The organism is Streptomyces europaeiscabiei, assembly GCF_001550375.1.
Classification (GTDB): domain Bacteria; phylum Actinomycetota; class Actinomycetes; order Streptomycetales; family Streptomycetaceae; genus Streptomyces; species Streptomyces europaeiscabiei.
Genome location: NZ_LRTR01000605.1, coordinates 66,283 through 74,892, shown reverse-complemented (window position 1 = coordinate 74,892; position 8,610 = coordinate 66,283). Strand labels below are relative to the sequence as shown.

Below are 8,610 nucleotides of genomic sequence, written 5' to 3'. Positions count from 1 at the left end.
CTCACCCTCGCCCGGCCCGCCACCCCAGGCCCCCAGGCCCCAAACCCCCACGTGACCCACCCCACGTGACTCTCACCACCTTCCCCTCCCAGGCTCAACCCCCACCGCGTGACATACGTCATCTCAGGAGAAAGCCCTGCCATGTCCAAGTGCGGTACAGGATGCGGCATATGACTCCGGCCGATTGCCACCCAACGCCCCGCCGACCATTCCGTTGCGGCGGCGCCTGGCGCTAAGGTCCCCGTCGATGGGTCGAGGTCTCTCGCCCGCCGTGCCCTCGGGGGGAGGGAAGGAACAAGAAAGATGCCCGTACCCATACCGCGGCAGAGAGCGATCCCGGCTGTGGAAAGTGGTCAGGCGCACGCCGTGTCCGCACCCAGCGGACCATCCGGAGAGGGGGCCACCATGAACGCCCCGGCCCTGGCCCCTGCAGACGGCTCGAACCCGCCCCGCCCCACCGGCGACCGCGCCGTGGCCCCGGCAGGACCCACCGGTCCGACCACACAGCCCGGCGCCCCCGCCAACCTCACGGTCCTCCTCATCGAGGACGACCCGGCGGTTTCCCTCAACGTGCCCGAGCTGCTCGACTCCACCGGCAGGCCGATCCGCGTCCGCACCGCCCGCAACCTCACCGAGGCCCAGCGGCTGCTGACCGACGACGTCAACTGCATCCTCCTGGACCTGGCACTCCCGGCCCCGGCCCGCCCCACCGACGCGGACACCGAAGCGGCCGACGGCCCCGACGACGAACTCTCCGTCCTCAAACAGGTCCTGGAACTGGCCCCCCGCCACGCCGTCCTGGCCCTCACCGACTCCGGCGACGCCGAACGCGGCACGGAGGCGGTACGGGTCGGCGCACAGGACTACCTTTTCCGGGACGAAGTGGACGGTCGTCTCCTGAGCCGCGCGATCCGCTACGCGGTGGAGCGGAAGCGGTCGGACACGGCCGAGCGCCGGCTCACGGAGTCCAAGCTGCGTGCCCAGGAGAACGCCCGCCTGGAGCGCGGCCTGCTGCCGACGCCGCTGCTGGAGGGCTCGTCCCTGCGGTTCGCCGCCCGCTACCGGCCGGGCCGTTCCCGCGCCCTGCTCGGCGGCGACTTCTACGACACCGTCCGCACCCCCGACGGCACCGTGCACGTCATGATCGGCGATGTCTGCGGGCACGGCCCCGACGAGGCGGCACTCGGCGTGGAGCTGCGGATCGCCTGGCGGGCGCTGACCTTCGCGGGGCTGTGCGGCGACGAGCTGCTGTCCACTCTGCAGCGTGTCCTGGAGCACGAGCGCGAGAGCGACGAGATCTTCGCGACGCTCTGCACGGTCGACATCGCCCCCGACGGCCGCCGCGCCGGCCTCTGCCTCGCCGGCCATCCGTCCCCGCTGATCGCCCGCCACGGCCGCGGCGGCCGGACCACCCCGCCGGCCGAGCTGCTGCCGTACGACAACGGCGGCCCGGCTCTCGGCCTGCTGCCGAACGCCCGCTGGCCGCGCACGCAGATCGAACTGGGCGCCGCCTGGAGTCTGATGCTCTACACCGACGGCCTGATAGAGGGCCGGATCGGCCAGGGCAAGGAGCGGCTGGGTCAGGACGGCATGGTGGAGATGGTCCGCCGCCAGTTCGCCGAGGGCCTGCGCGGCGAGGATCTGCTGCGCGCCGCGGTGAACGAGGTCCGCGACCTGAACGGCGGCGAACTGACCGACGACGTGGCGGTCCTCATGCTGGACCGGGAAGTCTGAATCCGGAGCCGGACCCGAATGCTGGACCGGGACGGTTGGTTCCGGAGCCGGACCCAACCGACTCCGTACCGACTCCGTCCGGCCGATCTGCCTCGGCCGGGGTCACGGACCGCCGCCGACCACGGTGTCGGCCCAGGTCACCCGCAGCCGCGTCGGCCAAGGTCACCGGCCGCCATGTCCGTCGAGGTCACCGGCCGCCGTGTCCGTCGAGGTCACCGGCCGCCGTTGTACGGTCCGTACGGGCCGTCGCTGCTGGAGCCGCGGCGGCCGCCGCCTCCGCCTCCACCGGACACCTGCTTGACCGCGGGCCGCACATCCACGATGTAGACGATGCTCGCGATGACGCCGATGATCGGCAGGAACGACAGGATCGAGAACAGATAGCTCACGATGAGGGCGATCCCGAGGATGACCAGCCAGAACACCTTGGTCTGCTTGTCCGCCGCGCGGAACGCGTCCTCACGCCGGAACGCGGCGTCGAACAGCCCGAACGCGGCGAGAGCCATCAGGACGATCTTCAGAAGTCCCAGGAACCCCGCGAAGCCCGTCATCAGCATGCCGCCCACACCACCCGTTCCGTTCGCTCTTCCGACTGCCGACCGGCTGTCCTGTGCCGGTGCCGACACCTACGCGGCCACCGTACCCGTAGAACGGGCCGGTCACCCCAAAGGTGCCCGGCCCGTCCCCGTACCGCGAAGTAGTACCGCGCGGGTACCTCTCGCTCTGTCGCCGACTTCTCCGTCGGCTATGTCGCCCACCGGGCGGCGCGCCGTGCCGCTTACTTGGCGGGCGGGGTGGTCTTCTTCGCGGCCGGCGTCTTCCGGGCCGGAGCCTTCTTCGGCGCGGGCGCGGGCGCGGTCTTCTTGGCGGCGGGGGCAGGCGCTGCCTGGGCCGGGACCGGCTTGGCAGCCGCCGGCTCGTCCTTGACCTCGACCGGCTTGGCGTTCGGCTCGACGGCGATCGCGAGCTCCTCGATCTCCTCCGCGGCCTCGCCACGCCAGGTCTTCACGGCCTGCTCACCGTGCTCGGCGACCTTCTCGTACGTCTCACGGGCCTTCACCGCGTACTCGGCGGCCACGCCGACGCTGCGCAGCGCGAGGTCCTGAGCGCTCTCGCCGAGCTTCTTGAGGTCGGTGTCGAGGGTGCCGATGAACTCGGTGACCTTGGTCTGCAGGTTCTCCTGGGTCTCCTTGACCCGGGCGGTCGCCTTCTCCTGGACGGCCTTCGGGTCGGTCTGACGCACGGCGTCGATCCTGGCCGGCGCGTCGGCGCGCAGCTGCTCGACGATGCCGGGGACCTTCTTCGCCTGCTGGAGGGCGAGGTCGGCGGTGCCGGCGGCGAAGTAGAACGGCGTCGGGTCGGTGACGGCCTTGCGGATGTCGTCGGTGATGGCCATGGTGATGGTCCTCCGGGTTGCTTTCAGCTGAGGGTCTGTGTCGTTCGGGTCTGTGTCGTTCCGGTCCGCGTCCGACAACTCCGGCGAATCGCCCGAGTCGGCCGCGTCGTCGAGATCGTGCAGGTCGTGGAAGTCGTCACGTCGTGGAAGTCGTGGAAGTCGTATGAGTCGTGGAAGTCGTCACGTCGTAGGAATCCTCGAAGTCCTCGAAGTCATCAACTCGCCGTCTGCCGCGGACCGGCATCGTCGCCGTCGGCCGTACCGGGGCCGGGCGCCGAGGCCTCCTCGACGTCCGTCGCCACGCCGGGGCCGAGGTCGATCTCGAATCCGTTCTCCTTGCGGAAGGACTCGTAGATCTGGAGCAGCACCTGCTTCTGCCGCTCGTTCAGCGTGGGGTCGGCGAGGATGACGGCGCGCGTCTCCACCTCGTCGCGATCCCGCTCGGCGTCGAGGATGCCGGCCCGCACGTACAGCGTCTCGGCGGAGATCCGCAGCGCCTTGGCGACCTGCTGCAGCACCTCCGCGCTCGGCTTGCGCAGCCCGCGCTCGATCTGGCTCAGATACGGATTGGACACCCCGGCGGCGTCGGCGAGCTGCCTGAGCGACAGCTGCGCGTTTCGCCGCTGTTCACGCAGGTACTCACCGAGATTGCCGACGTTGAGCGATGCCATGCCTCCACCATGCCCCACCCTCGCTAACTTTTGCAAGCACCCGCTTGCAAAAGTGCGCTACACCACTACGGCGCCGCGACCGGGCCGCTCCTGTCCTGTCTCTGCGATGTGTAGGCAGTCCCGTTCTTCTGTAGGCATTTACAACCGGGTCCCGGTCATGTGGAGGCAAGTTCTGAAGAGTTCCAGTCTTGCGTAGGTACAGGGATCGCCCCGCTTCTACGGTCGAAGTCGCTGGTCGACGTCGTACCGGGGGAGGACTACTGGGCTCGCACCTGGCGTTCGAGCCCAGACGCTGAGCTGTCAACACTTCTGACAGCAACACCGGTTTCCTGGCCCGTCCCTACTCCGGCCCCTACGACCCCGCTGCCCGTCGCCGGGGCTGAACCAGGCACCTCGGCGGTCAGGGCGCGGAAACCGTCTGCCGAGCGCCGTCGTCCTGAGTCGGTTGCGGCGAGGGGGCGGGGCTGGACGCCGTCGCCGGCCGGCGCGAGATAGCGCCGATCTGCCAGGTGGCCGAGTACAGCAGCAGCGCCACCGCGAACGAAGCGCCCGCTCTCTTGGCGGCCCCGGTCAACACGCCTTCGGCGAGGGTCCCCCACGGAGCCTGGACCATCCTGGAGGGATAGGTGGTCTCCATCGCACCGTCGCCCCGGGCGACGGTAGTCGGTTGGCTGTGGTCCACTTCGGTCACATAGCGGTAGGCGTTGAAGTCGTCACGGGCGTTGACGGCGCCGCCCAGCACGGGTGCCGCAACCAGGAGAGTCACCACGCTCCACCGCATGACGGGACCCAGGCGGGCAACGGTGTCGGTGCCGCCGTGGGTGCGCAGACGGTCCCGGCGCCGCCAGAGATGCCAGCCGACGGCCGCCAGGCCGAAGGCGGTGCTCGCGTACTGCAGCAGCCGGGCGACCGACAAGCCTCCCAGGGCCGAGGCGCGCAGCGGCTGCACGTGGGTGACCAGGAAGCCGTCGCCGTGGGTGAAGGAGTCCCACGCGAGGTGGGAGGCGATACCGATCAGGGCGGAGACCAGTAGCCACATGGTGTAGCGGACCTTGGCCGGCAGGCCGGTGGTCCGCTCGGGTTCCGGAAGGCGGAGGTCGGATGGGAGCAGTGCGGTGATCGGCGCGCGCAGCATCCGGTAGGCGGCGACCAGACCGATGGCAAGGGGCAGATTGACCACCAGGCCCACACCGAGCGAGTGGGTCTCGGTGGCGTTGAGGAGCGGCCCGTACCAGTCCTGGGGGCTGGTCTCGGACACGCCGAGGACGTCCAGGAAGTACGGGACGTCGGGTGCCACGGCGCCCGCGACCAGAGACGCCGGAACGAAGGGCCGACGCATCAGCGGCAGCACTGCTGCGGGGTGGGACAAGGTGAACGGCAACTCGATGATCTTCTCTGCTCGAAAGGGACCGGACGGGCGTCGCTGCACGCCGCACTGCGAACGCCCCTTCGCTGGGGCACCCGAGATCGCGCGCGGCCGGCCCGGACAGCACCCCAGATAGAACACCGGAGAGAGTATTCATCTCAACGGACTATTGCAACGTGTGCGGGGCGCGGTGTGCCGCTGCCGGCGTGAGGAAGCCGCCAGGCAAGACACATGGCCGGCACGGCGAAGCCGGCCGCCCGTTGGTGGGCGGCCGGAAAGTGAAGGCGGGGTCAGTGTCGGCGGCGCACTGCCTGGAAGAACGCTGTGAGCGCGGCAACGACCGACAGCAGGAGAAGGGTGCCGAGGACGGGCCGGAGATCGCCCCAGACAGTCGCGTAGGAGTAGGCGACCAGCGGCGGAGAGGCCACGGCCATCGCGCCCATCTCACGCAGACCTGAGGAACGCGCGCGGAGGGCGAGGACGGCCCCCGTGAAGGCGAGGACCAGCATCGGCCAGGCGCCGTAGTCCGTGGTCACACCGAAGGCCCCTGTATAGGTCCCCGCATTCACGACGACGACGGGAAACCACCCCGCGGCAGCCATGGCTCCGGCCGCCGCCGACAGCCGCCTGTCACCGCGGCGATCCGGAGGGCAGGCGAGGACGACGGCGACGGTCAGCAACGCCGCGACCGGAGCGGTGGCCCCCTTGTCGTACGCGTGATCGCCGACGGCCCACTGCACGGCCGTCCCCAGCAGCCCGCACACGGCCATCCCCACACCCGGCCCCCACCGGCCGGTCAAGGCGATGACCGCGCCGACGCACACCAGCAGTGAGAGCAGCATGTACAGAGCCCACGCACCATCCATGGCGAAGAGCTGTACCCGTACCGGGGCCGGCGAGAGAACAAGCCCGGCGTACCAGCGTGTCAGTTGCAGCCCGCTGTCCACCGCACCGGCCGCCAGCGCGAACGGGGCAGCCAGGGCGAAGAAACGTCCCGCAGGCGACGCCGAGTCAAGCCCCAGCCGAACCCGCAGGGCGTGCGCGGCCAGGTCGGCGTCCGCACGCAGCCGGGCCGGACGCGGCATGTCCGCCGTCATCTCCCGGTGCACGTCGATGATTTCCTGCCCATGAGCAACCCGGTATGCAGCCGGATACAGACGGACGAGGAGATCGCTCACGCAGGCGCCGCCGCACCGTCGGCCAGACGCCGCCTGACCTCCCGGGCGGTCGCGGCCAGCCGCTCCGCCTCGGCCTCCAGCCGCTCCCGCCCGGCGGGAGCGAGAGCGAAGATACGACGAGCCCGGCCGCCCACCACCTCCTCACGCTCCACCTGGATCAAACCCTCCGCCAGCAGCCTGTCCAGCGCCCCGTACAGCGCCCCGGTCCGCGGCGCCACTCGGCCGTCGGTGATGGTCTTGACCTCCTGGGCAATGGCATACCCGTGCCGAGGGGCATTCGCCAGCGCCGTCAGCAGCAGCAGGGCCAGCTCCTGCATTCCTCGTTCGCTCATACCGACAGAGTATTCCGCCCGACGGACCTTCGGCGGACGGCACCTGCGGCACCCGCAGATGCCCGGCCTGCCGCTGCCGAGGCCCTGACACGGGCCGTACGCTCCAGGCGCCCGGACGGGGAGAGCGACGGCCCCCGTCCTGGCGCCTGGACTCCTCCACCACCTACCTGCCGCTCGGCGAGACCATCCCGCTCGACGGAGTCGTGCGCAAGGACTGGATGGAGTTCGCGATCTTCACCCCCGACCTACCTGACCGCCGTCGGCCTCAAGGCCGCGGGCGTCGAGATCGCCAACGCCACCTTCGCCGCCCGCCGGGAAACAGTCTGGAGCCAGGGCACCACCACCGTCGCCTCGGACTCCACGCACTTCAAAGCCTGGGACCGCAACATCTTCACCGAGTGGCACTCCCGGTACGGAGGCCGCGGCGTGCTCGTGTACCGGCACATCGAGAAAGGCTCGAGGGCCATTCACAGCCAGCTTCTGAACTGCACCGCCTCCGAGGTCGCCGCCGCGATCGAGGGCATGATGTTGCGGGGGCTTACCGCGGAGGACAACAGCGCCACCCGCCTCCTGCGGGCCGCCGGCGTCTCTCCCGAGGCGGTCCACAGGTCCGTCGGAGCCCGGCTGAGCATGGGCGCCTCGCAAGCGGCCGAACGGATCGCCTGGACCCCCTACTCCCGCAAGGCCATCGACAACGCCGAGGCACGGTCCCGGCACAACGGCTCCGACCGCATCGACTGCGACGACCTGCTGATCGGCCTCGCCCAGGTCGGCCGCGGAGTGGCCGCCGCTGTCCTGACCGACACCGGCTTCGATCTCGCGACCCTTGACGCGGCATCAGCGGAAGCGGGCCCGTCACCGCACGAGTGACCGAAGGTCAATGCATGCCCCTCCTGCTCTGACTTACCCGGGAGGGCACTTACCCGGGAGGGCACCGATACCCCACCGGCTCACCCTGGCTGAAAAGTTCGAGGGTGTCCGTGGCATCGGGGAGCATGGGGCATGCGCCCGGATGACTGGCACCTCGCCGAAGACGTCAACGAATTCCTCGCCCGAGCTGAGGACTTCCTGCGCTCGCGCCCCGCCCTGCACACCATGCAGCTGACGGTGACCGAGAAGTATCGAGCGAACGGGGCGGCCGCGCACGGCGCCGAAGCGCCTGTATTCGGCCGACTGGAGCGAGAGGGCGAGGTCCACGCCGGCTTCATCCAGCGCACTCCGACCAGCCTCCTGAGCATCACACCCTTCACCCGTGAGCAGGCCGACGCGCTCGCCGCCCGCCTGGCCGACCTCGGTCACCCCGTCCCCGGCGTCAGCGGGGACCATGACGCCTCCACCGCGTTCGCCGAGGCATGGCAGCGGCGGACCGGCGCGGAACCGGTGGTCACCGTGCGGCTCCATCTCTACCGCCTCGGCACGCTCACCCCAGCGGAGCCGTTCCCGGAGGGCCGGGGGCGCGTCGTGGGCGAGAAGGACCGGGAGCAACTCATCCGCTTCTGCCGTGAGTTCTGCGTCGACGTCGGGGAGCAGTCCTCCATCGACCTGATCGACGCCGGCGCCTGGGCCGACTCGCGCTTCGCCGACAGACACTTCACGTTCTGGGAGACGCCGGACGGCACCCCCGTGTCCATGGCGGCCGCGACCTCGATGGTCGGCGGCATGATCCGGGTGGACCCCGTCTACACCCCGGCCCACCTCCGGGGCCGCGGCTACGCGGGCGCCGTGACGGTCGCGGCAAGCCGCGCCGCGCTGGCCGCGGGCGCGAAGGAGGTCGTGCTGTTCACCGACCCCGGCAACCCCACCAGCAACGCCCTCTACAAGCGCCTCGGCTACGTCCTGCTCACCAACTTCACCGTGTACGAGTTCTCATCCACCGCACCGGAAGCCGGCTGAGCAGCGGCGGACTTGCCACCCGATTCACGACGCCAGGGCC

Annotated in this window: 9 protein-coding genes; 3 read left to right on the top strand and 6 right to left on the bottom strand. The window is 70.4% G+C overall.

Annotated features, from left to right (window positions below; genetic code table 11):
* The first annotated feature begins 303 nt into the window (after window positions 1-303).
* Window positions 304-1,734, top strand: a complete 1,431-nt coding sequence (locus tag AWZ10_RS29230; protein WP_060892433.1) for a PP2C family protein-serine/threonine phosphatase — start codon at window positions 304-306, stop codon at window positions 1,732-1,734.
* Between the two features lie 212 nt (window positions 1,735-1,946).
* Here the strand turns inward: AWZ10_RS29230 and AWZ10_RS29225 are convergent, their stop codons facing one another.
* The 6 genes from AWZ10_RS29225 to AWZ10_RS29200 all read right to left on the bottom strand — a co-directional run bounded on the left by AWZ10_RS29225 (window position 1,947) and on the right by AWZ10_RS29200 (window position 6,677).
* Window positions 1,947-2,291: a DUF2516 family protein gene (locus AWZ10_RS29225; RefSeq protein WP_234360834.1), complete on the bottom strand. Its 345-nt coding sequence runs from the start codon at window positions 2,289-2,291 to the stop codon at window positions 1,947-1,949.
* A 221-nt stretch (window positions 2,292-2,512) separates the two neighbouring features.
* Window positions 2,513-3,130, bottom strand: coding sequence for a hypothetical protein (locus AWZ10_RS29220; RefSeq protein WP_046707054.1), 618 nt, complete (start codon window positions 3,128-3,130; stop codon window positions 2,513-2,515).
* Window positions 3,131-3,345: 215 nt separating this feature from the next.
* Window positions 3,346-3,801: a helix-turn-helix domain-containing protein gene (locus AWZ10_RS29215; protein ID WP_046707055.1), complete on the bottom strand. Its 456-nt coding sequence runs from the start codon at window positions 3,799-3,801 to the stop codon at window positions 3,346-3,348.
* 400 nt (window positions 3,802-4,201) lie between these two features.
* Complete coding sequence (locus tag AWZ10_RS29210; protein ID WP_208618568.1) at window positions 4,202-5,182, bottom strand: DUF4184 family protein; 981 nt, start codon at window positions 5,180-5,182, stop codon at window positions 4,202-4,204.
* A gap of 275 nt (window positions 5,183-5,457) precedes the next feature.
* Complete coding sequence (locus AWZ10_RS29205) at window positions 5,458-6,345, bottom strand: hypothetical protein (protein ID WP_159015131.1); 888 nt, start codon at window positions 6,343-6,345, stop codon at window positions 5,458-5,460.
* Window positions 6,342-6,677: a PadR family transcriptional regulator gene (locus tag AWZ10_RS29200; RefSeq protein ID WP_046707444.1), complete on the bottom strand. Its 336-nt coding sequence runs from the start codon at window positions 6,675-6,677 to the stop codon at window positions 6,342-6,344. Before AWZ10_RS29200 ends, AWZ10_RS29205 begins: the two co-directional genes overlap by 4 nt.
* On the opposite strand from AWZ10_RS29200, the gene AWZ10_RS55820 reads away from it, so the two are divergent.
* Window positions 6,609-7,547: a Tn3 family transposase gene (locus tag AWZ10_RS55820; RefSeq protein ID WP_199845815.1), complete on the top strand. Its 939-nt coding sequence runs from the start codon at window positions 6,609-6,611 to the stop codon at window positions 7,545-7,547. The two genes, AWZ10_RS29200 and AWZ10_RS55820, sit on opposite strands and share 69 nt — an antisense overlap.
* A 132-nt stretch (window positions 7,548-7,679) precedes the next feature.
* Complete coding sequence (locus AWZ10_RS29190) at window positions 7,680-8,570, top strand: GNAT family N-acetyltransferase (RefSeq protein WP_046707445.1); 891 nt, start codon at window positions 7,680-7,682, stop codon at window positions 8,568-8,570.
* Window positions 8,571-8,610: the final 40 nt, after the last annotated feature.

Coding starts and splice junctions, on each gene's coding strand:
- AWZ10_RS29230 (WP_060892433.1), top strand. CDS start 304: ATGCCCGTACCCATACCGCGGCAGAGAGCGATCCCGGCTGTGGAAAGT.
- AWZ10_RS29225 (WP_234360834.1), bottom strand. CDS start 2,291: ATGCTGATGACGGGCTTCGCGGGGTTCCTGGGACTTCTGAAGATCGTC.
- AWZ10_RS29220 (WP_046707054.1), bottom strand. CDS start 3,130: ATGGCCATCACCGACGACATCCGCAAGGCCGTCACCGACCCGACGCCG.
- AWZ10_RS29215 (WP_046707055.1), bottom strand. CDS start 3,801: ATGGCATCGCTCAACGTCGGCAATCTCGGTGAGTACCTGCGTGAACAG.
- AWZ10_RS29200 (WP_046707444.1), bottom strand. CDS start 6,677: ATGAGCGAACGAGGAATGCAGGAGCTGGCCCTGCTGCTGCTGACGGCG.
- AWZ10_RS29190 (WP_046707445.1), top strand. CDS start 7,680: ATGCGCCCGGATGACTGGCACCTCGCCGAAGACGTCAACGAATTCCTC.